The following is a 23,247-nucleotide window of genomic DNA, read 5'->3' on the forward strand; positions in this document are numbered from 1 at the left end:
CCCACTTGTGCCAGCGCCAATTTTCGGTTTTCTCTGCCCCCGATAGAGGAGCGCGCGAATGACAACTTGGATTACGGTGTGTGACACCTGCAAAACCGAAGATTGGGAGGCCTCAGGCCGCGAACAGAAAGACGGCGAAGTTCTGGCCGAACTGGTCGAGGCCTGCGCCAGTGGCCGCGCGGATGTGAAAACCCGTCGTGTGTCCTGTCTGATGGGCTGCAATCAAGCTTGCAACATCGCGATCCAAGGTGAAGGCAAATTAGCCTACACTCTGGGCCGGTTCGATCCCACCGAGGAGGCTGCAGCGGCAATCGTCGAATACGCTGCCCTGCATGCCGACAGCAAATCCGGTCAGGTGCCGTTTCGCCAGTGGCCACAAGGCGTGAAAGGGCATTTTGTCACCCGCCATCCACCGCTACCGACGGATGAGGCGGAATAAATGATCCAAGAGGCTCGCGATCACGGCGGCGGCGTCGATGCTGCGGCAAAAACATACGGTGGCGTACGATCTGATTGGCTGGACCTGTCGACCGGCATCAATCCGGTGCCCTACCCCATCGGCGAGATCAAAGCCGACGCTTGGAACGCCCTGCCCGACAAAGGCGCACAACAGGCGTTGGTCGCAGCGGCGCGACAATTCTGGAACGCACCCGAAGGTGCTGCCATTTTGGCTGCGCCCGGCGCCTCATCCCTGATCGCACGCATTCCGGCGCTGCGCACAGCGGGCCGCGTGGATATTCCCACCCCCACCTACAACGAACACGCCGCTGCCTTTGCTGCGGCAGGCTGGCAGGTGACACCAAAGGATCCCAGCGCCCGCGTTATCGTCCATCCGAACAATCCCACCGGCCACCTCTACAATACGGAACCGTATTGGTCAGATCTGCATATCATTGATGAGAGCTTCTGCGATGTGACCCCAAAGGCGACGCTGATTGAGCGTGCGGCCAATAACGGTACGATCGTTCTGAAAAGCTTTGGTAAATTCTGGGGCCTCGCTGGTCTGCGTCTGGGGTTTGCTATTGGAGACCCTTCTCTGATTGCAAAACTGGAACAGATGCTGGGCCCATGGCCCGTTGCCGGCCCTGCCCTGCGTGTTGGCACTGCCGCGTTGCAGGATCACGCATGGGCCGATGCCACTCGCCAGCGGCTGCAATCCGACAGTGACCGGTTGGATCAGATGATGACACAGGCAGGCGCGACGTTACACGGCGGCACCACCCTGTTCCGTCTGTATGAGGTCGATGATGCCGCCCAATGGCAGAACCGTTTTGCGCAGGCGCAAATCTGGACCCGCATCTTCCCCTATTCCCGCAATTTCATCCGTCTGGGCCTGCCCGCGCCCGACCAATGGCACCGGCTGGAGGCCGCACTATGATTCTGTTTCTTGCCATGCTCCTGGACGCTGCCGTGGGCGAACCCAAGGCGATCTATGACCGTGTCCCCCACCCTGCCATTCTGATGGGGCGATTGATCGGCTGGGCCGACACCCGTTTCAACAATGATGAAGACAACTATGAACGCCGCCGTGAGAAGGGCGTACTGACAATGGCCGCGCTTGGCCTTGGCGCGCTGGTGCTCGGCTGGATCCTTGCCAGCTTTGGCCCCATCGTCGAACTCCTCATTCTGGCCGCGCTTCTGGCGCAGCGGTCGCTAGTGGACCATGTGCGTGACGTAGGCAATGCGCTGCGCCTGTCCGTAGGTGATGGCCGCCTGATGGTCGCCCGCATTGTCGGGCGCGACACTTCAGACATGGATGGCCCCGCCATCAGCCGCGCCGCGATTGAAAGCGCGGCCGAAAACTTCTCCGACGGGGTGATTGCACCAATTTTCTGGTATGCGCTCCTCGGGCTGCCGGGGTTACTGCTGTATAAAATCACCAACACTGCTGACAGCATGATCGGCTATCGTACCGAGCGGCATGAAGATTTCGGCTGGGCTGCTGCCAAATTCGACGATCTGCTGAATCTGGTTCCCGCCCGCCTGACTGCGGTTCTGATTGCCCTGACACACCGTGTTTATCAGGGCTGGCCGCTCTTGGTGCAGGATGCGCGCCGTCACCGATCCCCCAACGCAGGGTGGCCAGAGGCCGCGATGGCCCGCGCGCTGGATGTGGCGCTCGCCGGGCCGCGCTCATACGAAGGTGAAATGCAGGATTTCGCCTATGTAAACGTCGAAGGCACCCAAGACGCCAGCCCCGATCACGTCGATGCAGCCTGCACCGCGCTATGGCGGGTTTGGGGCGTCATGCTCGCTCTTGCCCTGATCGTCACGGTGATCTGAGAATTTTCTAACCCATACGGCGCCGTACGTGGTAGGCAGCGCGCAACTTATTCAACTCAAGAGGCATTTATGAAACGCGCTCTAACGACCCTTGCCCTAATCGCAGGTCTGGCCGCCCCCGCATACGCCAGCGAATGTGGCGGTAATTTCAACGCATTTGTCAAAGACCTGCGCAACGAGGCAGAGGCCAACGGGTATGATGCAGGTCTAACCAAACGCTTCTTCGCCAATGTTCGCCAAGATCAGAACGTGCTGGCTGCCGACCGCCGCCAAGGCGTGTTTCAGATGGATTTCACAAGCTTTTCACGTCGGTTGATTTCGCAAGGCCGCATCAACACCGGCAAGCGCAAAGCGCAGGAATACAGCGCCGTTTTTGACCGGATCGAACGAGAATATGGCGTGTCGCGCGGTGTCCTTTTGGCGTTCTGGGCGTTTGAAACGGATTACGGCGGGTTTCAGGGTGACATCAATACACTGAACGCACTGGTCACGCTGGCTCATGACTGCCGCCGTCCCGAATTGTTCCGCCCCCAAGTCTTTGCTGCGCTGGAGCTGTATCGCCGCGGCAATTTTGACCCCCAACGCACCACAGGTGCCTGGGCGGGCGAAATCGGCATGGTGCAGATGCTACCTGCCGACATTCTGGAAAACGGTGTGGATGGCGACGGCGACGGTCAAGTATCGCTAAAAACCTCTGCCCCTGATGCGTTGATGTCGGGGGGCAAAATGCTGCAACACCTCGGATGGCGTGCGGGGGAACCATGGCTGCAAGAGGTTGAGGTGCCTGCCAATATGGACTGGTCCCTCAGCGGTACGGCACAGGCACTGCCAGTCAGCAAATGGCAGGCGATGGGCGTGCGCCCACGCTCCGGTGCATGGGATGGCAAGGGGCTGAAGGCTAAGTTAATCCTGCCGCAGGGCCGGAATGGCCCCGCTTTCGTTGCCTATCCGAACTTCGACGTTTATTTTGAATGGAATCAAAGCTTTACATATGTACTGACTGCTGCCTACTTCGGCACCCGCCTGATGGGTGGTCCGGTATTTAACGCAGGTAACCCTGATCCCGGTCTGGAAGGCGCGGAGATGAAAGCCCTGCAAAGCAAGTTGGCCGCGCGCGGGCATGATGTGGGCAAAATCGACGGTATCTTGGGCGCGGGCACCCGTGCTGCGACGCAGGCGGAACAGCAACGTCTGGGCCTGCCAGCGGATGCTTGGCCAACACGAGCGCTGCTGAACGCACTGTGATCCAAAGGCTTTAGAACATTTAAACCGGCCGCATTATTGGCGGCCGGTTTTCAGTAGGTCACCGAATTCTCAGCCATTTCACGTACCGGGAAACGCTGACCGTCGGCAGTCAAAATCACCAAACGACCACTATTTTCCACGATGCGATCGCAGCGTGTCACCTCGGTGATAAAATCAACACAGACCACACTGCCCTCCTCAGCGCGCCACATGCCGTGCCAGTCACCGCCACCGGCATAGGTCCACTGGTAGGTACCATCCTCTTTGTAAGCTGAGGTGCCGCCATCAAAAAACTCCAGCGTGCGTCCCTGCAGCCTATTTTGAAGATCCAATTGACTGAACAACATATCGCTGTCGCGGTCCGGCCAAATCTGTTCCTGCGCAAGCAACGGGCCTGCAATGAGAGCGGCCAGCGCCGCCCATTTCAAAGCGTTAGGTGTCTGCATTCTCTACCTCCTGTTCCAAGTGATCCTGACACGGGTTGAAGCGCGACAGGGTCACAATCAGGTGACGTCTTAGTAAAGGGAGGGGTGAGGGATCAGGCGACCAGCGCCTCAGCCTTCTTCAGATCGACGCTGACCAGTTGGCTAACACCCTGTTCTTGCATGGTGACACCGAACAGGCGGTCCATACGTGCCATCGTCACCGCATGGTGGGTGATGATCAGGAAACGGGTATCGGTGCGGCGACACATTTCGTCCAGCAGATCGCAAAAGCGCGTCACGTTCGCATCATCCAGCGGTGCGTCCACCTCATCCAACACGCAGATCGGCGCAGGGTTGGCAAGGAACACAGCAAAGATCAGCGCCATCGCGGTCAGGGTTTGCTCCCCCCCGGACAAGAGAGACAACGTCGACAGTTTCTTGCCCGGCGGCTGGCACATGATCTCTAGCCCCGCGTCCAGTGGATCATCACTTTCGATCAGTTCCAGATTGGCCTCCCCGCCACCAAAAAGGTGGGTGAACAAGAGCGAGAAATTGGAGTTTACCTGCTCAAACGCGGTCAACAGCCGTTCGCGACCCTCTTTGTTGAGGTTGGCGATACCGGACCGCAGCGCTTTTATCGCCTCCTCAAGGTCAGCCTTTTCGTCGACCAGCGCCCCATGTTCTTCACGCACTTCCTTTGCGTCTTCCTCGGCGCGCAGGTTGACTGCCCCCAGTGCGTCTCGCTGACGTTTCAGGCGATTGACGTCTTGTTCCAACGCGTCTGCATCGGCCATGTCTTCGGGATTTACATCCAGCGTCTGCAGCAATGCCTTGGGTGTGACCTGCATCACCTCATCAATCCGCTCAACAGTCAGAGCGACTGTTTCGTGCGCAGCCTCTGCGCGGGCCTCTGACCCTGCACGGGCTTCGCGGGCATCAGATGCAGCGCGTTCTGCGTCGCGTTCGCCCTGTTCAGCCAGCCGCAGGGCATTTTCCGCCTCTGCCAAAACATCAGCCGCCTGTTTCCGCCGATCCTCTGCGGTTTCAATCGCCTCACCCAGCTCTTCGCGCTTTTCCGCGATCTCTTCAGGCATGGCCATCGCTTCGGCTAGTTCTTCTTCGCTTTCTTCCTTGCGCTCCGCCAGTTCTGTACTGCGTTTGGAGGCGGTTTCAAGGCGGTGTTTCCAGCCAGAGATTTCCTTGGTCACCTCCTGCGTGCGACGCAGGCGGGCCTCACCCTCGCGGCGCACCTCATCATGGGCGGAACGTTTGGTCATCATGGTCATCCGCGCGGCCTCAACCGTCAGCTTCAGATCCTCAATCGCGGCGCGGGCCTCTGTCAGATCCTCCAGATCCTCCATCGCTTCTTCGGCCTCAACCACACGCTCACGGGCCTCCATCGCTTCATCTTCATGGCGCTCCACCGCCATACCGAGACTTTCAAGCTTTGAGCCCGCCAGTGTCATATCCGCCTCTGCCCGCGACAACTTGCGAGAGGCCTCATTCACCAGACGATCCGCATCACGGCGTGCCTGACGGGCAGCCTGATCAGCGCGGGTCAGATCAGCCAGACGTTGCGTCAATGCCTCATGCGCCGCACGTGCAGCTTCAGCGCGGCTGTTGGCGTGTTCTGATTGCTGTTTTAACTCTTCCAAACGGTTCAGCTGTTGCAGGCGCAGCGCGGCAGCGGACGGTGCATCCTCTGCCCAGGCGCGATAGCCATCCCAACGCCACAAGTCGCCTTCTATCGACACAAGGCGCTGCCCCGGCTGCAAAAGAGGCTGAAGGCGCGGCGCGTCCTCAGGATCAATCAAACCGATTTGCCCCATACGCCGCGCAAGAACATCCGGCACTGAAACATGATTGGACAGCGCAGGCACGCCGTCAGGCAGTCGTTGCACCACATCGTAATCAGGCAATTCGGTCCAGCCAGAGGGGCCATCCCCCTCCACCTGCGGAGCGCGCAAATCATCAGCCAGCGCAGCGCCCAGCGCCTTTTCAAACCCAATCTCCACCTGCAGGCGGTCAAGGATCTGGCCACCCTCTGCCGTGTCACGTTCCAAAAGTTTCGCGAGTGCCGTGACCTCAGCCCTGAGCGCGTTCAATTCGCCCTCAGTCTCGGACCGTTCGGCGCGCACATCTGCCTCACGCGCCTGTGTCTCCGCGCGGGCGGTTTCTGCGTCCAGCAGGGTCTCTTCGGCGTTTTCGGCAGTCGCTTGCGCGATCTCTGCTTCTTCTTCAGCGCTGGCGAAATTCGCCTCTGCCTGCTCGGACGCCTGCTGCGCGGCAGTGACAGCATCGCGGGCTTTCATCGCCTCCGCCTCAGACCGTGCCAGCGTGCGGCGCACATCATCCAGCAAGCGCTGCGCTGATTGGTGGCGGGCGGACAAACGCGCAACATCTTCGGTCTGTTGCGACATCTCTGCCTCACGTTCCTGCAGGATGGCAGCGGCCTCTTGCGCCATGTCTGATGCGATCTCCAGCTTTTCCTCATGGCCTTCGCTGGCTTTTTGCAACTCCCGCGCTTCCCACTCCAGACGTTCGATCGTTTCACCAGCGTCGCGGTTCAGGCCGGCCTCGCGCTCGATATCCTTGGCCATCTGCAGAATGCGATTTTTCAGCGTTTCAATGGATTGCAGCGCCTGGGCTTCCTGATCCTTCAGCGTATCACGCTGCACCATGAGGCGTTGCAGTATCGCGGCGGCAATCGCCTCTTCTTCCCGCAGGGGAGGCAAGCCTGCATCCAGTTCTTCCCGCATCTTGGCGATTTTGCGCGCCTCTGCCTCTGCTTGTGCGGCGACCGTGACTCGGGACCGAAGCTCTGCCTCTGCAGCCAGTCGCGCCTCATCCGCCTCGCGCCAGCGGCGGTAGAGCAGCAGACCCTCAGCCTTGCGAAGCTCTTCGCCAATGATGCGATAGCGGGCGGCCTGACGGGCCTGACGATCGAGCGTTGCCAGTTGACTGGCCAGCTGATCTACCACGTCATCGACACGCGCCAGATTCTGTTCCGCGCCCTTCAGCTTCAGTTCTGCCTCATGACGCCGCTGATAGAGGCCAGAGATCCCCGCAGCCTCTTCCAGAATACGCCGCCGCGCCTTGGGTTTAGCGTTGATCAGTTCTGAAATCTGACCCTGCCGCACCAGCGCCGGTGAATGTGCGCCAGTGGAAGCATCTGCAAACAGCATCTGCACGTCACGGGCACGGACATCCTTGGTATTCACCTTGTAGGCAGATCCAACATCGCGGGTAATCCGGCGGACAATTTCCAGCTGATCATCGTCATTGAACCCCGCGGGCGCCAAGCGCTGCGAATTGTCGATGACAAGGCTGACCTCAGCATAATTCCGCGCCGGACGGGACGAGGCACCGGCAAAGATCACATCCTCCATCCCGCCACCGCGCATCGCCTTGGGACGAGTTTCGCCCATCACCCAGCGCAGCGCCTCCAAAAGGTTCGATTTGCCACAGCCGTTCGGCCCGACCACGCCGGTCAACCCGTCCTTGATCAACAGATCGGTCGGATCGACGAAGCTTTTAAAGCCGGTCAGTCTGAGTTTAGAAAACAGCAAGTGGCGCGGTATCCCTGCGTTTGGCCTAAATATGATTCCAATGATCCCTGATCCTGAGTGGTCACGAAGGCGTGAGTCAACGCAATGACCCCGTATTTCGACTTATCCTGTCAGTTATCCACAAAATATTGCGGGTTGTCGGCAAAAGCCCTGCGAAATGACGTCGTTTTTAATCCCCGGCGCTGCGCAAACACGCTTGACCTATGGGGCGCATTTACGCGATCAAATGCCTCGTATGGTTTCTGCGGGTCACCGGATCTGCAGGACGAAGAGGGAATGTGGAACAGGAGATCCAAGCCGGAACCTGCGACCACAGCCGCCCCCGCGACTGTCCGCGGTGAGCCGCTGTCAAAGAGCCACTGAGCATACGCTTGGGAAGGCGACAGCGGTATTGACCCGCCAGCCAGGAGACCTGCCATACGCAGAAAAAACCGAATCCGTCGGGGATGGCGGGTGAGAGGAAAGATGCCCGAAAGCCGCAGCATATCTGTGCGACCGCTTTCGGCGACTGCACTCTGGCACTGTCCCCCGGCACTGATTACATAGCCGAAAATCAGCCTGCGTGGCAGGTTCCGCAGTCACCGCCCGCCCAAAGAGAGAGAACACAAATATGTCCGCCAAGATCCCCGCCACCGTTGTCACAGGTTTCCTGGGCGCCGGGAAAACCACGCTTATCCGCAACATGCTGGCCAATGCCAACGGCAAACGCATTGCGCTGATCATCAATGAATTCGGCGACCTTGGCGTCGATGGTGACATCCTGAAGGGGTGCGGCGATGAAACCTGCACCGAAGATGACATCATGGAGCTCAGCAACGGTTGCATCTGCTGCACCGTGGCCGAAGATTTTATTCCGACGTTGGAGAAACTGCTCGATCGTGATCAGAAGCCTGACCACATCGTGATCGAAACCTCCGGCCTTGCGCTGCCGCAGCCGCTGGTCCGCGCCTTTAACTGGCCCGAGATCTCGACCCGCGTGACAGTGGATGGCGTTGTCACCGTCGTGGACGGCCGCGCTGTACATGACGGCCAGTTCGCCCACAACGTCGCTGCGGTGGACGCACAGCGCAAGATGGACGAAAACCTCGACCATGAAACGCCACTGTCCGAACTGTTTGCAGATCAGGTCACCTGCGCCGATATGATCGTGGTCAACAAATCAGACCTACTGAGCGAGGACGAAGCATCCCAGCTGACCGCCAAGCTGAAGTCAGAGAGCCGGTCAGGCGTGCAGGTTATCAAAGCCTCGATGGGGGCGCTGCCAGTGGATGTGCTGCTAGGCCAAGGGGTGGGCGCCGAAGAGGACATGGACGCCCGCCACGAAAGCCACCACCATCACCACCATGAGGATGACCATCACCACGACGATGATCATCATGATGATCACGACCACCACCACGATCATGATCACGACGCTTTCGAAAGCTTCGTCGTGGAGCGCGCCGAAGTGGCCGATCCCAAGGCCTTCGCTGATCAGGTGGTATCCGTCATCCGCGACCATGGCATCCTGCGCCTGAAAGGCTTCGCCGCTGTTGAAGGCAAACCCATGCGTCTGACCCTGCAGGCCGTTGGCCCGCGCATCGATACCTATTTCGACCAACCCTTCGGCAGCGCCCCGCGCCAGACCCGTCTGGTGGTGATCGGTGAATCCGGCCTGGACCGCGCCGCGATCGAAAAAGCGCTGCAGGCATGATCGAAATCGCGCAGGAATCACCGCTGACCGATGACGGACGCGCCCTGCTGGCCGGATCCGATGCGGCCCTGCGCGCGGTCTATTCGGCTGACGAATGCTTCACCCTTGATCCAGAGGAACTGATGGATGACAGCATCACCTTCTTGGTCGCCCGTGAAAACGGCGCGGCATTGGGATGCGTGGCATTGGTGGATTGTGGCGACTACAGCGAGGTTAAACGCCTGTTTGTCACGCCGGAGGCACGTGGCAAGCAACTGGCGAAGCATCTGATGGACGCGCTGGAAAGCCGCGCCATCGCGCTGCGACACTCGGCGATCAAGCTGGAAACAGGTGACAAGCTGGTGGCGGCAGTCGCGCTCTATAAACGTCTGGGCTACGCAGTTTGCGGTCCGTTCGGGAACTATCCCGAACATCCCGCCAGCCTCTTCATGCAGAAACCGCTGCTTCCGGCGGTGGTTGCCTGAAACATGGGCCTGCCTGCCTCAGCAACACGTGCGGTGGATATCATAAGAGCTGAGCGATCAGCCCTTATGCTCTTCCTCAGACGCCTTGCCTTCCTCGGCGGCCTTCTTCATCCGCTCCAACAGCGCGGCCTTGTCAGTGCCGGCATCGTTGTTGCGGCGATCGTTCTTGTTGCGGGGCTTGTTTTTGCCATATGTGGGCTTCACCCCGCCCATTCTGCTGTAATCCATCTCTTCCCTCTTTTACTGGTTCTGACGGCTCATGCCGCACTCTACCACAAAGCTCAAGCAAAGGACTGCTAGATGCATCTTCTCGCTGCGACCCCCGGCTCTATTGATGATGGGCAGGAGCCTGTGGATCTGGGCCAGACACCGGCCGAACTGGTGTTTATTTCTGCCGCCGACACGGAACTGGCGGCACTGAGCCAAGCACGTCAGGATCTGGAGGACGCACCGCAGCTGCGTTTGGCCAACCTCACCCACCTGCAACACCCGATGTCGGTGGACCTGCATCTGGATGATTGCGCGACCAAATCGAAACTGGTGATTGCACGAATCCTTGGCGGCGCGGGGTATTGGAAATACGGGTTCCAACAATACGCCGCCCGATTGGCAGAGGTGGGCGTGCCTTTCGTGGCACTGCCCGGCGATGATAAGCCAGACGCAGAGCTGCGTGAGCTGTCCACTGTATCTGCCGCCGATTACGACGCACTGTGGGCCTACATGGTTGAGGGCGGGCCAGACAATGCGCTGAACTTCCTGTCCTACGCACGCTGGATGCTGGCAGGGCATGAGGGCGAGGCCCCGCAAGCTGCGGCGCCACTGCTGCGTGCAGGTGTGTACTGGCCCGGTGCAGGTGTTGCTGATCTGTCTGCCGCGCAAACCGCATGGCAGGACGGGCAGCCGGTGGTTCCGCTGATCTTCTACCGCGCGTTGGTACAGGGGGCAGGCCTGAACCCGATCAACCGCATGGTGAAATCGCTGCTGCGCCAGGGGCTGAACCCGCTGCCAATCTTTGTCGCCTCCCTAAAGGATCCGGTGTCAGTCGCGACATTGGAAACCCTGTTCACTGCCGCACCGCCCTCGGTCATCCTGAACGCCACATCCTTTGCCGTCGGTAGCCCCCATGTGGGCGACACCAGCCCTGAAAACCCGCTGATCATGCCCGCAGCCGATGAGGCACCAGTATTTCAGGTAGTTCTGGCAGGCAGCAACGAACAGGCCTGGGCCGAAGGCCTGACCGGCCTGTCAGCACGCGACATCGCAATGAATGTCGCCCTGCCAGAGGTGGACGGTCGCGTGCTGTCCCGCGCGATCAGCTTCAAGGATGAGGCCTATTTTGATGAAGCCACAGAATGCCCCATCGCCACCTACCGCGCGCAAGGCGACCGGATCGAATTTGCCGCCTCGCTCGCCGCGAACTGGGCCCGTCTGCGCCATACACCTATCGCAGATCGCAAGGTCGCAATGGTGCTGGCAAACTATCCTAACAAGGACGGGCGACTGGCCAATGGCGTCGGCCTCGATACACCTGCGGCGGCGGTCAACATGCTGCAGGCGTTGGGTCAAGCAGGCTACGACGTAGCAGACGCCCCCGCCGACAGTGACACCTTGATGAAGGCCATCATGGCCGGCCCCACCAACTGGCTGACCGACCGCGCCACGCGTGAAGGTGGGGTGACCCTGTCACTAACCGACTACAAACGGTTCTACGACGCCCTGCCGTGGGAGGTGCGCGAACCGATGGAGGCGCGCTGGGGCCAACCAGAGGAGGATCCATTCTTTACCGCAGACACAGGTTTCGCCCTGTCGATCTTCCCCTTCGGCAACGCGCTGATCGGGGTGCAGCCCGCGCGGGGCTATAATATCGACCCAACGGATACCTACCATTCGCCCGATCTGGTGCCGCCGCACAACTATCTGGCCTTCTACTTTTACCTGCGCCACGTGTTTGGTGCCCATGCGATTGCGCATATGGGCAAGCACGGCAATATGGAATGGCTGCCGGGCAAAGCACTGGCGCTGTCATCGACCTGCTGGCCCGAGGTGGTCTTTGGCCCGACGCCGCACCTCTACCCCTTCATCGTCAATGACCCCGGCGAAGGCACGCAGGCCAAACGCCGCGCCCAGGCGGTGATCATCGACCACCTGACCCCACCCCTGACCCGCGCCGAAAGTTATGGCCCGATGAAGGATCTGGAGGCGCTGGTGGATGAATACTACGAGGCAGCGGGCGTTGACCCCCGCCGTATCGAGCATCTGCGACGTGAAATCCTATCGCTGACCTCCGCCACCGGCATTGGCGAGGACGCGGGCCTAAATGGGGAAGATGAGGATCGCGATCTGGCCAAGCTAGACGCTTACCTCTGCGACCTGAAAGAGGCGCAGATCCGCGATGGGTTGCATATTTTCGGCACCTCACCAGAAGGCGTGCAGGCCCGCGATCTAGCCATCGCGCTGGCCCGTGTGCCGCGTGGGCAGGGCAAGGGCGTGGACAATTCGCTGATCCGTGCCTTAGCAACCGATCTGGGGTTGGATTTTGATCCGCTTGATTGTGACATGGCCGCGCCTTGGACTGGTATACGCCCCGACCTTTTGGCCGCATTGGACGCCGCCACATGGCGCAGTACAGGCGACACGGTGGAACGGTTGGAATTACTGGCGATCACACTGGTCGGCACCGGCGCTGAAGCTCCCGGTGAGCAGTCGGCAGAGGTGCTGACCCATCTGCGAGAGAAGATCATCCCAACGCTGGACGCCTGTGGTCCGGCAGAGCGTGACGGTTTCCTCAAAGTGCTGGAGGGTCGCTTCCTGCCACCTGGCCCCTCTGGCGCACCGACGCGCGGACGGTTAGACACGCTGCCGACAGGACGAAACTTTTACTCCGTCGACAGCCGCGCAGTGCCGACACCAACCGCTTGGGCGCTGGGATGGAAATCTGCCAACCTACTGATCGAAAAGCACCTTCAGGATCACGGCGACTGGCCGCGCAGCATGCTGGTCACCGCATGGGGCACCGCAAACATGCGCACCGGCGGCGATGATATCGCACAGGCGCTGGCCCTGATGGGGGTGAAGCCAAAATGGGACAGCGCCAACCGGCGCGTGACAGGGTTTGAGATCCTGCCCGAAGGGGTACTGGGCCGTCCGCGTGTGGATGTAACACTGCGTATCTCGGGCTTTTTCCGCGATGCCTTCCCACAGCTGATCGCGCTGGTCGATAGCGCCGCACGCGCGGTGCAGGCGCTGGATGAAAGCGACGATCAAAACCCAGCCGCCGCCCGTGCACGGGCCGGTGAAGGCGCAGCGCGCGTTTTTGGGTCAAAACCAGGTGCCTATGGCGCGGGTCTGCAGGCATTGATTGATGAGCGCATCTGGAATGACACCGCCGATTTTGCCGAGGCTTATCTCGAATGGGGCGGCTATTCCTATGGCGCTGGCGGTGAGGGCACACGCGACCGCGTCGGCTTTGAGCAGCGCCTTAAACAAACAGAAGCGATTGTGCAAAATCAAGACAACCGCGAACACGACCTTTTAGACAGTGACGACTACTACCAATTCGAAGGCGGCGCAGCCGCTGCGGTGAAAACCCTGCAGGGTGAGGCGCGTCCGATCTATCACAACGACCATTCGCGCCCCGAGCGTCCTGTCATCCGCACCTTGGATGAGGAGATTGGCCGCGTGCTACGCTCCCGCGTGGTAAACCCCAAATGGATCGATGGCGTGAAGCGTCACGGCTACAAAGGCGCGTTCGAAATTGCTGCGACGGTCGACTACCTCTTTGCCTTTGCCGCAACCACAGGCGTGGTGAAACATCACCATTTCGACATGGTGCACGCTGCCTTTCTAGAAGATGACGATACGCGCGAGTTCATCGCTGATCACAACGCCCCTGCGCTACGCGAGATTGCCGAGCGCCTGAAGGAAGCCCTAGATCGTGGTCTCTGGGTGCCGCGGTCAAATTCGGCTCGTGCGTTTATCGAGGGCCTTTTGGAAAACAACTGAACCGATGAGGCAGCCTCCCCCGCCGGACACACTTGGGGGCGCAGATCCGCATCTGCGCCCCCAAGTTTCATGCCTGACTGCCCTCCCAAACAGTGGCATGAGGGACCTCATCCTAACAGCTAGCGCGCGGCTGCATCACGCGTCGCCTGTCGCTGCCAAAGAGCGGCACCACATATCCCCGGCCTTGGAAACTCGACATTTGTAGTCACCACCGGCCGCCAATACGGCAGCGTCCGCCGGGTCATTACAGTGTAGTTTCACCTGCACTACCGCCACATCACCACCGATCTGACGCACCTCACAACTTGTGAGAGTTTCCATCGCCATACCTGCCAATAAACTGACCTGATCCATGCGCGGATCCGCCATGGGATTGGTTCGAATCGCCTCAACCGTGTGACCGGCTGCCCGCATGGTGAACTGCATGTCAGCCACCGCAACGCGCGTTGGCGGCACACCGCGAAAATTCCGGCCAGCCATATCGCAGCCCGCCAGAAAGAGAATCATCACCCCGCAAATCACTAAAAAATAACGCATAACAGGATGATTACGGCGGAGAGGTTAATGCTCAATTAATGCGTTCGGATTTATTGGCCGCATTCACCAGTTCCTGAGGGGTCTACCATTGCATTCCATTTTTTGAATATTATATATTCCATAATTGGAATATTAATGGAATCTCGATGGAGGCCGTCATGGCATCAAACTTCAAACGCCCTGCCGACAACTATACGCCGCTCTACTTCCTTGCTTCCCTCGGCGCGGGGGGGCTGGCTGTCACGTTTTTCATGTATCTGATGTTCTGGGTGCCGCACCCTGACCAGCCGGTGCCGCTGTTTGGTGACATTACAACGGCCTTTCAAACCGGCACCCTGCCGATGCAGGTTGCAATCGCTGTCGCGGTCCTTGGAATCGCGGGCTTTGCAATCCTGAACATCAAGACACTGCTCTGGAACCTCTCGGCCCTCTCCGCTTTCCGCAATTCAGACGCCTACAAGACCCTGACCAGTACAAATGGCGAAGCCACCCTGTTGGCCGCCCCGCTGGCGATGGCTATGACCGTGAACGCTCTTTTCATCATCGGAATGGTGTTTGTCCCGAACCTGTGGTCGGTGGTGGAGTATCTGTTCCCTATGGCCGTGCTGACCTTTTCCCTGATCGGGATCTGGGCACTGCGACTGATCGGACGCTATCTGGGCCGCATCTTTAGTGAGGCAGGACAGTTTTCGCTGGCAGGCCACAACTCCTTCGCACAGCTGATGCCTGCATTTGCTCTGTCAATGATCGGCGTTGGTCTTTCGGCCCCTGCTGCGATGAGCCACAATCACATCACCGTAACAATTGCGATGCTGCTGTCGACCTTCTTTGCTGTTGTCGCTGTGATCTACGCACTGTTCGCTGCGATCACCGCTGTCAGCGCCATGCTGCAACATGGTACCGCCAAAGAGGCAGGTCCGACCCTGATGGTAATCGTACCGCTGATGACCGTGCTGGGCATCCTGTCCTTCCGCCAGTCCCACGGGCTGCACACCAGTTTCGACGCCCATGCTGAGGCGAGCGATGGCATGATGTTCTTTGCCCGCATGCTGAGCGTTCAGATCGTCTTCATCGCCCTAGGCATGGTGGTGATGCTGCGGCAGGGATATTTCAAGGACTACGTTTTTGGCCGCCTGACCTCGCCCGGATCATACGCGCTGGTTTGCCCCGGTGTGGCACTGACGGTGATGATCCACTTCTTCCTCAACAAAGGATTGGTGCCTGCCGGTGCGGTGGACCAATTCAGCCTGACCTATTGGGCGGTGACCGCCGTCGCACTGGCTGCACAGATAGCGATGATCGCGCTGGTGCTGCGCCTCAACCGTCAACATTTTGGCCGCTCTGATGAAACAGCGGTGATGCCGGCGGAATAAACGGCAGCGAAACTGAAACAACAGGCGGTCCCTTCGGGGGCCGCTTTTGCGTTAGCAGCAACGCCTGCCCCTTGCGCCCTGAAGCCAAACACCTCAAAGTCGGTCCAGACCGCAAGAAACAGGCGACAGGAGATCCCCCAGATGACAGTAGACAGCGACCGTCATGCAATGAAGATGGCCAAGAAGAAGGCCGCCCGTGACAAGATCATGGCCACCAAAATCGACGAAAAAGGCCTGATCATCGTTAACACTGGCAAGGGCAAAGGCAAAAGCTCTGCCGCGTTCGGCATGATCTTCCGCTGCATCGCCCATGACATGAAGTGCGCCGTGGTGCAATTCATCAAAGGCGGAATGAGCACCGGCGAACGTGACCTGATTTTGGACAAATTTTCCGACACTTGTTCCTTCCACACAATGGGCGAAGGGTTTACCTGGGAAACACAGGACCGCGACCGTGACGTTGAAATGGCACAGGCCGCGTGGGAAAAGGCCAAAGAGCTGATCCGCGATGACAGCCACAAAATGGTGCTGCTGGATGAGATCAACATCGCCCTGCGGTATGACTACATCGACGTCAACGAGGTGGTGCAGTTCCTTGAGGAGGAAAAGCCGCCAATGACCCACGTGGTCCTGACGGGTCGCAATGCCAAGGAAGAGCTGATCGAAGCCGCCGATCTGGTGACAGAGATGGAGCTGGTCAAACACCCCTTCCGCGCCGGTATCAAAGCGCAGATCGGGGTGGAGTTTTAAGTGTTCATCACTGGGCACCTTTCCGGGGCCTATCTGGCGCTGAAGCCCTTTCAGCGCCACCTTCCCCGACAGGTATTCGCCGCGGGTCTCGTTGGGGGAATTTTACCGGACATTGATATGCTCTGGTTTCATTTTGTCGATCATGGTGCATTTCATCATCATCAGTATCTGACCCATCGCCCTCTGCTATGGGTGATCGTTCTGCTAACGGGCCTGTTGCTCCACCGGATGCAAAATACGTTGGGTCTGACGGTCATTATGGTCGGCGTGGGCGGATTGGTTCATATGGCATTGGACACCATCGCAGGCGCTATCGCTTGGGGCTGGCCGCTGGACCATACTCCAAACACGCTAGTCATCGTGCAGGCGACCCACAGCCACTGGATCCTATCCTTCCTAAATCACTGGACCTTTCAGGTCGAAATTTTAATGACAACGATCGCGCTATTTCTGTTGTGGCGCAGTAAATCTGTCCCGCGCTAAGCCCTTTACCAATCCCCTGCTTGCCAGCCCTCTATGCTGGTCATATAAATTGACCAATTACATAAAGGTGATAGATGCCCTTCCAGAAAGTTCAGCCCGAAAAACTCTCCACTGCAGTGACGCGCCAGATCGAATTGTTGATCCTGCGTGGCATCCTGCGCCCCGGTGAACGGCTGCCCGCAGAGCGGGAGCTGGCGGATCGGCTGGGTGTATCGCGCCCATCGCTGCGCGAAGCGATCTCGGATCTGCAGGAAAAAGGGTTGCTGACCTCTAAGGCAGGATCGGGGATCTATGTGGCGGATGTACTTGGATCGGCCTTCTCGGACTCTTTGGTCAAGCTGTTCGCCAACCATGACGAGGCGGTGTTTGACTACATTTCTTTCCGTCGTGACATGGAAGGTCTGGCGGCAGAACGTGCCGCTCGGCTGGCATCGGATACCGACCTGAAGGTGATCCAGACCATCTTTAATAAGATGGAAGGCGCCCACTCAAAGCGCAATCCCGATGATGAGGCGCAGCTGGACGCGGATTTTCACCTGTCCATTATCGAGGCCAGCCACAACGTGATTATGCTACACATGATGCGGTCGATGTATCAGCTGTTGCGCGAAGGTGTGTTCTATAATCGCAAGATGATGTTCAAACAGCGTACAACCCGCGACACCCTGCTGACCCAGCACCGTGCGATCAACACCGCGTTACAGGCACGCGATGCCGAAGCGGCACGGCGCGCAGTGGAAGCGCATTTAGACTACGTGCGCACCACGCTGCAGGACCTAAACAAGAGCGAACGCAACGAACGTGTCGCCCAGCAGCGGTTTCAACACGAACAATCACGCTGACCCCACTGATACCCAAAGCGCAATGGGTCAGGCGATCGCGCGGTAGCGATCTTCGATATCGGCGGCCATGCTCGCGATACGGGTGTGAAAACCCTTGTTCATCTTGGTACGGGCAAGCTTCAGCGACTGTAATAACAGGCGTGCGGCCAGTGTGTGCGCCTCTAGCGTCACTTCAAAGGACAGGCGCGTGCGGTCACGCGACATCGCCACCAGTTCCACATCCACACGAATCCCAAGACCGGTGCCATCGCCGCGAAACCGCATCACATTGGGTGCATCATATTCTGTCAGCGTCAGGACCACATCGCGCGGCTTACCACGGTAGTCGAACTGAATCTCCCATTCCATCCCCTCGCCGGTGGTGTGCAGCATATCGCGTCGCTCCACCTCGACCCCCCGGCGCAGGGCAGCGCGTTCGAACGCCTCAAAATCAGTCATCATGGCAAAGACATGATCAATCGGGACGTCTACGTCTTCCTTAGCTGAAAAAATCATTCAAATCCTACTGTTCTGATGTCGCCGGGGTGGGCGATATGTGCATGCGTTTCAGATGTATATCTTGTCTTAATCCAGCTTGTCTGCAAGCCAGTTCCGCAACAAAAACTGCGCGATTGCGCCTTTCCGCGCAGGTTTCAACTGAGGGTGGCGATCGGAGAAGGCAAGCATAACCTCTTCACGGCTAAACCACCGTGCATCCTCGATTTCATGAGGGTCAATGGTGATCTGATCCCCCAGTGCCTCGCCTGCGCAGCCCACCATCAGCGAATTGGGAAAGGCCCAGGGCTGGCTGGCCAGATAGCGCACATCACCGACCATGACACCGGCCTCTTCCCAGACCTCGCGGCGCGTCGCTGCCTCCAGCGTTTCACCGGGTTCCACAAAACCGGCAAGCAGGGAATACATCCCCTCAGGCCAGCCGGGAGAACGCCCCATCAACACGCGATTGCCACGGGTGATCAGCATGATCACCACCGGATCGGTGCGCGGAAAGTGCGAGGCACCACAGCTGCCGCAATCACGTTGCCATCCGGCCTGCGTCACATCACTGCGCGCACCGCAACGGGCGCAGAACCTATGGGTGCGGTGCCAATTCAGCAACGCCCGTGCAGTCGCCGCCAATTCCGCATCACGGGCATCAAGCCCTGCCATTACCATCCGCAACTCAACAAACTGTGCCTCAGGCACATCAATGTGCTGTTGGCGTGACTTGTCGGTAAAAGCATCCAGCGCCAGCCCTTCAGTCTCTTCCGGATGCCAACGAGAGATATCATGGGCAAAAATGGCATCGCCCGCCTCATCAAGTCCTAAAAACAGCGGGGCCTCAGCCGCATGGGACAATACCGGATGATCCATTGCCACCCGCAACAGCTGCACAGCGTCGTCAGGATTCTGAACCAAAGGCTTACCTCGCCACAGCACGATCGAACGGCTGCCAGCAAGGGTATGCAGGGCGGAGACATCAGCGCGGCGATGCGCCGCCCGGTCCAGCCCCGATCCCCCGAAACTGACTGTTTCTGCATCTTTCACCCGCTGCCCTCCTGCACACGTCACTTAGTGACGGAACGATAGAGCCTGCATAGGGAAACGGAAAGCCACGAATGCGCGACCTATGACGGAACAGCAGTACGGGCAAAAACCATCTTTTGCTTGCTGTGAATTTCATAAATACTACCATAAGTATTCAAAAGGGATGTATGACATGCCCCCACAGACCCCTTGCGAAGACGCCCAGCGGCCACTTCAACACGACCTGCACGACTTCAGCTCTGTGACCACAGCCTCTTTGCGCATTCTGCACACGTCCGACCTCCACGGACAATTACACGGATACAACTACGGGCTGGACCGCGACGGCCCGCCTGCAGGGCTGTGCCACCTCGCGCCGCTGATTGCCAAACAGCGGCAAGAGGCAGATGCATGTCTGCTGTTTGACAGCGGGGACTTCCTCACGGGCACATTGATGGCAGCCCCGGATGTGCTGCAGACCGTACCACGCGACCAGCGCACACTGGGCTACTTTCCAATTGTCGGCATGATGAACCGTCTGGGATATGATGCAGTGGCCCTCGGCAATCACGAATTTGACAACGGGCAGCGCGCGCTGCCGCCCTTGATACATCAGGCCGCGTTCCCGCTGGTGCTCAGCAATCTGGTAACAGCCGAAGGCGTTGCAAAACCGCTGCACAGCCTGCCGCAACAACTGCTGCTTCGACGCAGCCTCACCTGCAAGGACGGGAACATACGCAAACTGTCGATCGGGGTGATCGGCCTGACACCCGTGCAAACGCCGGAATGGACAATGCCGGGCCAAGCTGACTGTCTGACACTAGCGCCCATGGCCAAAGCCGCCAGCAGCGCCGCGCAATCCCTGAGACAGCAGGGGGCGGATCTGGTTATTGCGATTGCCCACACCGGCATCGGCGACGAAAAACAAATCACACCACCGGATCAATCTGCCCTGCAGATCGCTCAAGAGGCGGACATCGATGCTTTGCTGTGCGGCCATCAACATCATTGTTTTCCCACACCGCAATCCGCAGGCAAAAACCCTGCGGACCAACCGTTACCCCCTAAAGGCCATCCTTTGATCGACGCCCATCGTGGCCGCATTGCCGGATGCCCTGCTACGATGCCCGGGTCCTTTGGCAGCCATCTGGGTCAGATCGATCTGACCCTCCGTCATGATCAAACCGGTTGGCGCGTGACCGCACAACGCAGTCGACTGCTGACCGCCGTGGCAACAGCAGCCCCAAATCGCGATCTTGTTGCCCCCTACCACCGCGCCGCCCGCGACTTTGCCCGCCAGCCCGTCGCGCAAATGACCCGGACCCGACATTCCTACTTTGCCCGTTTTGCCAATGACGGCAGTGTGCAGTTGCTGGCTAAGGCGCAGGCACATGCCGCGCGGCACCTGATCCAGGGCAGTTCGGACGAAAAGCTGCCGCTTGTCTCTGTCGCCACATCATTTCGCACCGGCGGCACCAACGGGCGGCGGGGGTATCTGCAGATCCCCGCTGGCCCGCTAAATAGGCATCACCTGACCGAGCTCTACCCTTTTGAGGATCAACTTTGCCTGACCCGCCTCACAGGACAGGATCTACGACTGTGGATGGAACATAGTGCACGCAATTTTCACACCATCGTCCCCGGCCGACCGGATCAGCCGCTGCTGAATCCGGAAGTGCCCGGTTACCTCTTTGATCACTTTCTGGGGCTGACGTATGAATTCGACCTGACCGCGCAACCTGGCAATCGCGTGCGGAACCTGCGCTGGCAGGGTCAGGGACTTAAGGACGACCAGATTATCCTGACGGTCGGCAATAGTTTCCGTATGAGTCATGCAGGAGGCCTGCCGAAACGGCAGACCAGCGTCCCAACCGGACTGTCTATCCATGCGGTGCTAGAGCGATATTTTACCTCCGCTCATTGGCGTCGCACGGAAAGTCGCGGCAAAGGGCAAACAGCCGAGATCTGGCGTTTCACCAAGATCGGCAACACCTCCGTCCTCGTCCCCACGGTATTGCCAGCCCTCAACCATCTGGAGGGTATCGCGCATCTGTCGCCAGAGGCTCAGGCTGCAACGCCGCCCGGATCCGTCCAGCTGAAACTACACCTCTGAACAGGACAATCCCATCCGCCGACCCACGCGCCCCCTTGCAACAGCTGCGTCCCTGACCTATATCGCCCTTGAGAGGTTGGCGCGGGCGAGCGCCTCGCCAACCCGGTCAGATCCGGAAGGAAGCAGCCGTAACGAGCCCCGCTTGGGTCGTTGTCCAGCCTCTCACCTACCCTCACTCAATGCAGCGAAAATGGCATGGGACCGAACAGGTCCCCGCAGTCACCCTGCATTTGCTTGCGCTTGCGGACAAAACACGCATGCTGCGCAGCACTGAATGATACGCAACCAAGAGGATCCCGTGAGCGTCCATAACCTTGCAGATCTGGGGTGGAGCCCGTTTTTCGCCGATCAATTCGAGGCGAAGACCGATTCGGGCCTGATCCCTGTGCGCGCCGCCACGGTGCAGCGCAGTCTGGCCCGGGGCTTGGGCGCAGATGGTATGACACGGCTGATTTTTCCCAGTGACATCAGCGCATCAGATTTGGCTGTCGGCGACTGGATCTTGATTGATCCTGAAACCCATATGATCTGCCGCGTTTTGGACCGGCATTCCAAACTCAGCCGTCGCGCAGCAGGGGTAGAAGCGAAATCACAGCTCTTGGCTGCCAATCTGGACACATTGTTCATCACCACCTCCTGCAATGAGGATTTCAACCCCGCCCGCATCGAACGTTATCTGGTGCTAGCGCTTGATGCGGATGTGACACCGGTGCTGGTACTGACCAAATCCGACCTGACTGATGAGGCCGGCCGCTATCTGAAAGAGGCGCAGGACATCTCGCCCAAATTTGCCGATGTGCTGTGCATCAATGCCACGATAGCGGATGGTGTGGCGACGCTGGAACGCTGGTGCGGCGCGGGGCAAACGGTCGCCTTTGTCGGCTCTTCAGGCGTGGGAAAATCAACGCTGATCAACTCGCTGACAGAGGCCGCGCAGGCCACCGCCGGTATCCGTGAAACTGATGCCAAGGGACGGCACACCACCACCTCACGCTCACTGCATTTTGCCAATGCAGGTGGCATGGTGATCGACATGCCGGGGATGCGCGAACTCGGGCTGCATGACGTCGCTGGCGGCATCGCCGAACTGTTTGATGACATCACCGAACTTGCCACCACCTGCAAGTTTCGCAATTGCGCCCATGTGTCGGAACCCGGCTGCGCAGTGCTGGCCGCGATGGACGCCGGCGAAATTTCAGAAACACGACTGGACCGCTGGCGCAAACTACATGCCGAGGATCAGCTAAATTCTCAAACCATGGGACAAACCCGCCGTCGGGCCAAGGAAATCACCCGTCAGCACAACGCCACGCTAGAGGCGCAATACCGGATGAAGGGCAAACGTCAGCCGACAGAAGGCAACAGCAAAGGCAGCAAAAGCAAGGGCGGTAAAGGCCGCGGGAAGAGCCGCAACCGCTAAGGCTTAGCCGCCACGCAGTACCCGTCCGGTTTTGGCCCAGTGCATCTGCGCCTCTGTCTCGATCGCGCAGGGCCGTGCCTGCCGCAACCGCGCCAGTGCCGACTCGGGTGTTTCACCCGCCTCGATCATCAGCCGCAACATCACCATACCGGACCGACCGCAACCGCCCATGCAATGGACAAGCACGCGACCGCCGCCACGCAGGGCGGCCAATGCAGTATCGCGCACCTCTGGCCATTGCTCGGCAAAAGCCTCATCCGGTACGCCATAGTCCGCTATCGGCAAATGCACCCACCGACTGCCCGCATCCGAAATGTCAGACCCCAAAATCGTTGCGCCTTCGGTCAGGAATTCCACCTCGGTCACCAGGGAAATCAGCATCGATGGCTTCCACTCCTTCAGATGCTCCAAATCCGCTGCGTAGGTGCCCCCCCGCCCCGGCAAAGGGCAGAGCGCCAGAATACCGCCGCCCACAGTGAGGGCATGCACAACAAAATCAGACATTGGCGTTGCCTCCCACAAGGCCGAAACGCAGACGAAGA

Annotated in this window: 20 protein-coding genes, 1 other RNA gene and 1 riboswitch; of the genes, 14 read left to right on the plus strand and 7 right to left on the minus strand. The window is 59.2% G+C overall.

The annotated features are described in order from the left end of the window. Positions 1 to 58: 58 nt before the first annotated feature. The 4 genes from MHM86_RS09820 to MHM86_RS09835 all read left to right on the plus strand — a co-directional run bounded on the left by MHM86_RS09820 (position 59) and on the right by MHM86_RS09835 (position 3,528). Positions 59 to 439, plus strand: coding sequence for a DUF1636 domain-containing protein (locus tag MHM86_RS09820; protein ID WP_239198535.1), 381 nt, complete (start codon positions 59 to 61; stop codon positions 437 to 439). Continuing rightward, the gene (cobD, locus tag MHM86_RS09825) at positions 440 to 1,378 is read left to right on the plus strand and encodes a threonine-phosphate decarboxylase CobD (RefSeq protein ID WP_239198538.1); all 939 of its coding nucleotides are present in this window, start codon (positions 440 to 442) and stop codon (positions 1,376 to 1,378) included. Further along, positions 1,375 to 2,283 carry an adenosylcobinamide-phosphate synthase CbiB gene (gene cbiB / locus MHM86_RS09830; RefSeq protein ID WP_239198541.1) on the plus strand — a complete coding sequence of 303 codons (909 nt, stop codon included), beginning with the start codon at positions 1,375 to 1,377 and terminating at the stop codon, positions 2,281 to 2,283. Before cobD ends, cbiB begins: the two co-directional genes overlap by 4 nt. 69 nt (positions 2,284 to 2,352) lie before the next feature. After that, entirely contained in the window at positions 2,353 to 3,528 is a 1,176-nt protein-coding gene (locus tag MHM86_RS09835) for a lytic murein transglycosylase (protein WP_239198544.1), read from the plus strand. A gap of 50 nt (positions 3,529 to 3,578) precedes the next feature. Here the strand turns inward: MHM86_RS09835 and MHM86_RS09840 are convergent, their stop codons facing one another. Both MHM86_RS09840 and MHM86_RS09845 read right to left on the minus strand, forming a co-directional pair. Beyond that, positions 3,579 to 3,974 carry a hypothetical protein gene (locus tag MHM86_RS09840; RefSeq protein WP_239198547.1) on the minus strand — a complete coding sequence of 132 codons (396 nt, stop codon included), beginning with the start codon at positions 3,972 to 3,974 and terminating at the stop codon, positions 3,579 to 3,581. 92 nt (positions 3,975 to 4,066) lie between these two features. Continuing rightward, on the minus strand, positions 4,067 to 7,522 hold the full coding sequence (locus MHM86_RS09845; protein WP_239198550.1) for a chromosome segregation SMC family protein: 3,456 nt from the start codon (positions 7,520 to 7,522) through the stop codon (positions 4,067 to 4,069). Between the two features lie 219 nt (positions 7,523 to 7,741). Beyond that, positions 7,742 to 7,957: riboswitch (cobalamin riboswitch) on the plus strand. A 175-nt stretch (positions 7,958 to 8,132) separates the two neighbouring features. On the opposite strand from MHM86_RS09845, the gene cobW reads away from it, so the two are divergent. Next, the gene (gene cobW / locus MHM86_RS09850) at positions 8,133 to 9,215 is read left to right on the plus strand and encodes a cobalamin biosynthesis protein CobW (RefSeq protein ID WP_239198553.1); all 1,083 of its coding nucleotides are present in this window, start codon (positions 8,133 to 8,135) and stop codon (positions 9,213 to 9,215) included. Beyond that, positions 9,212 to 9,679, plus strand: coding sequence for a GNAT family N-acetyltransferase (locus tag MHM86_RS09855; RefSeq protein ID WP_239198556.1), 468 nt, complete (start codon positions 9,212 to 9,214; stop codon positions 9,677 to 9,679). The genes cobW and MHM86_RS09855 overlap by 4 nt, the downstream gene beginning before the upstream one ends. Positions 9,680 to 9,736: 57 nt before the next feature. Here the strand turns inward: MHM86_RS09855 and MHM86_RS09860 are convergent, their stop codons facing one another. Further along, positions 9,737 to 9,907, minus strand: a complete 171-nt coding sequence (locus tag MHM86_RS09860; protein ID WP_239198559.1) for a hypothetical protein — start codon at positions 9,905 to 9,907, stop codon at positions 9,737 to 9,739. Positions 9,908 to 9,979: 72 nt separating this feature from the next. On the opposite strand from MHM86_RS09860, the gene cobN reads away from it, so the two are divergent. Continuing rightward, positions 9,980 to 13,681, plus strand: coding sequence for a cobaltochelatase subunit CobN (gene cobN, locus MHM86_RS09865; protein WP_239198562.1), 3,702 nt, complete (start codon positions 9,980 to 9,982; stop codon positions 13,679 to 13,681). 135 nt (positions 13,682 to 13,816) lie between these two features. Here the strand turns inward: cobN and MHM86_RS09870 are convergent, their stop codons facing one another. Next, positions 13,817 to 14,191, minus strand: a complete 375-nt coding sequence (locus tag MHM86_RS09870) for a hypothetical protein (RefSeq protein WP_239198565.1) — start codon at positions 14,189 to 14,191, stop codon at positions 13,817 to 13,819. A gap of 185 nt (positions 14,192 to 14,376) precedes the next feature. Here MHM86_RS09870 and MHM86_RS09875 point away from each other — a divergent pair, with 185 nt between their 5' ends. The 4 genes from MHM86_RS09875 to MHM86_RS09890 all read left to right on the plus strand — a co-directional run bounded on the left by MHM86_RS09875 (position 14,377) and on the right by MHM86_RS09890 (position 17,666). After that, a complete protein-coding gene (locus tag MHM86_RS09875) occupies positions 14,377 to 15,591 on the plus strand; it encodes a hypothetical protein (RefSeq protein ID WP_239198568.1) in 1,215 nt (404 codons plus the stop codon). Positions 15,592 to 15,732: 141 nt separating this feature from the next. After that, positions 15,733 to 16,341 carry a cob(I)yrinic acid a,c-diamide adenosyltransferase gene (gene cobO / locus MHM86_RS09880; RefSeq protein WP_239198571.1) on the plus strand — a complete coding sequence of 203 codons (609 nt, stop codon included), beginning with the start codon at positions 15,733 to 15,735 and terminating at the stop codon, positions 16,339 to 16,341. Then, positions 16,342 to 16,824 (plus strand): metal-dependent hydrolase, encoded by a 483-nt coding sequence (locus MHM86_RS09885; protein ID WP_239198574.1) that lies wholly within the window; start codon positions 16,342 to 16,344, stop codon positions 16,822 to 16,824. It begins immediately after the preceding gene. Positions 16,825 to 16,898: 74 nt separating this feature from the next. Next, positions 16,899 to 17,666 carry an FCD domain-containing protein gene (locus MHM86_RS09890; RefSeq protein ID WP_239198577.1) on the plus strand — a complete coding sequence of 256 codons (768 nt, stop codon included), beginning with the start codon at positions 16,899 to 16,901 and terminating at the stop codon, positions 17,664 to 17,666. A 27-nt stretch (positions 17,667 to 17,693) separates the two neighbouring features. Here the strand turns inward: MHM86_RS09890 and MHM86_RS09895 are convergent, their stop codons facing one another. Together MHM86_RS09895 and nudC are read right to left on the minus strand one after the other, a co-directional pair. Further along, entirely contained in the window at positions 17,694 to 18,161 is a 468-nt protein-coding gene (locus tag MHM86_RS09895; RefSeq protein WP_239198580.1) for an SRPBCC family protein, read from the minus strand. A 69-nt stretch (positions 18,162 to 18,230) separates the two neighbouring features. Next, entirely contained in the window at positions 18,231 to 19,193 is a 963-nt protein-coding gene (gene nudC / locus MHM86_RS09900) for an NAD(+) diphosphatase (protein WP_239198583.1), read from the minus strand. A gap of 172 nt (positions 19,194 to 19,365) precedes the next feature. On the opposite strand from nudC, the gene MHM86_RS09905 reads away from it, so the two are divergent. From MHM86_RS09905 to rsgA, 3 genes are all read left to right on the plus strand, one after another. Further along, positions 19,366 to 21,285, plus strand: a complete 1,920-nt coding sequence (locus MHM86_RS09905) for a bifunctional UDP-sugar hydrolase/5'-nucleotidase (RefSeq protein ID WP_239198586.1) — start codon at positions 19,366 to 19,368, stop codon at positions 21,283 to 21,285. A gap of 69 nt (positions 21,286 to 21,354) precedes the next feature. Then, positions 21,355 to 21,453: signal recognition particle sRNA small type (gene ffs, locus MHM86_RS09910), an RNA gene on the plus strand. A 130-nt stretch (positions 21,454 to 21,583) separates the two neighbouring features. Next, positions 21,584 to 22,705, plus strand: coding sequence for a ribosome small subunit-dependent GTPase A (rsgA, locus tag MHM86_RS09915; RefSeq protein ID WP_239198589.1), 1,122 nt, complete (start codon positions 21,584 to 21,586; stop codon positions 22,703 to 22,705). A gap of 3 nt (positions 22,706 to 22,708) precedes the next feature. Here the strand turns inward: rsgA and MHM86_RS09920 are convergent, their stop codons facing one another. Then, positions 22,709 to 23,209 carry a protein-tyrosine phosphatase family protein gene (locus tag MHM86_RS09920; RefSeq protein ID WP_239198592.1) on the minus strand — a complete coding sequence of 167 codons (501 nt, stop codon included), beginning with the start codon at positions 23,207 to 23,209 and terminating at the stop codon, positions 22,709 to 22,711. Between the last annotated feature and the right edge of the window lie 38 nt (positions 23,210 to 23,247).

The organism is Thalassobius sp. Cn5-15 (assembly GCF_022347685.1).
Taxonomy (GTDB): Bacteria; Pseudomonadota; Alphaproteobacteria; order Rhodobacterales; family Rhodobacteraceae; genus Thalassobius.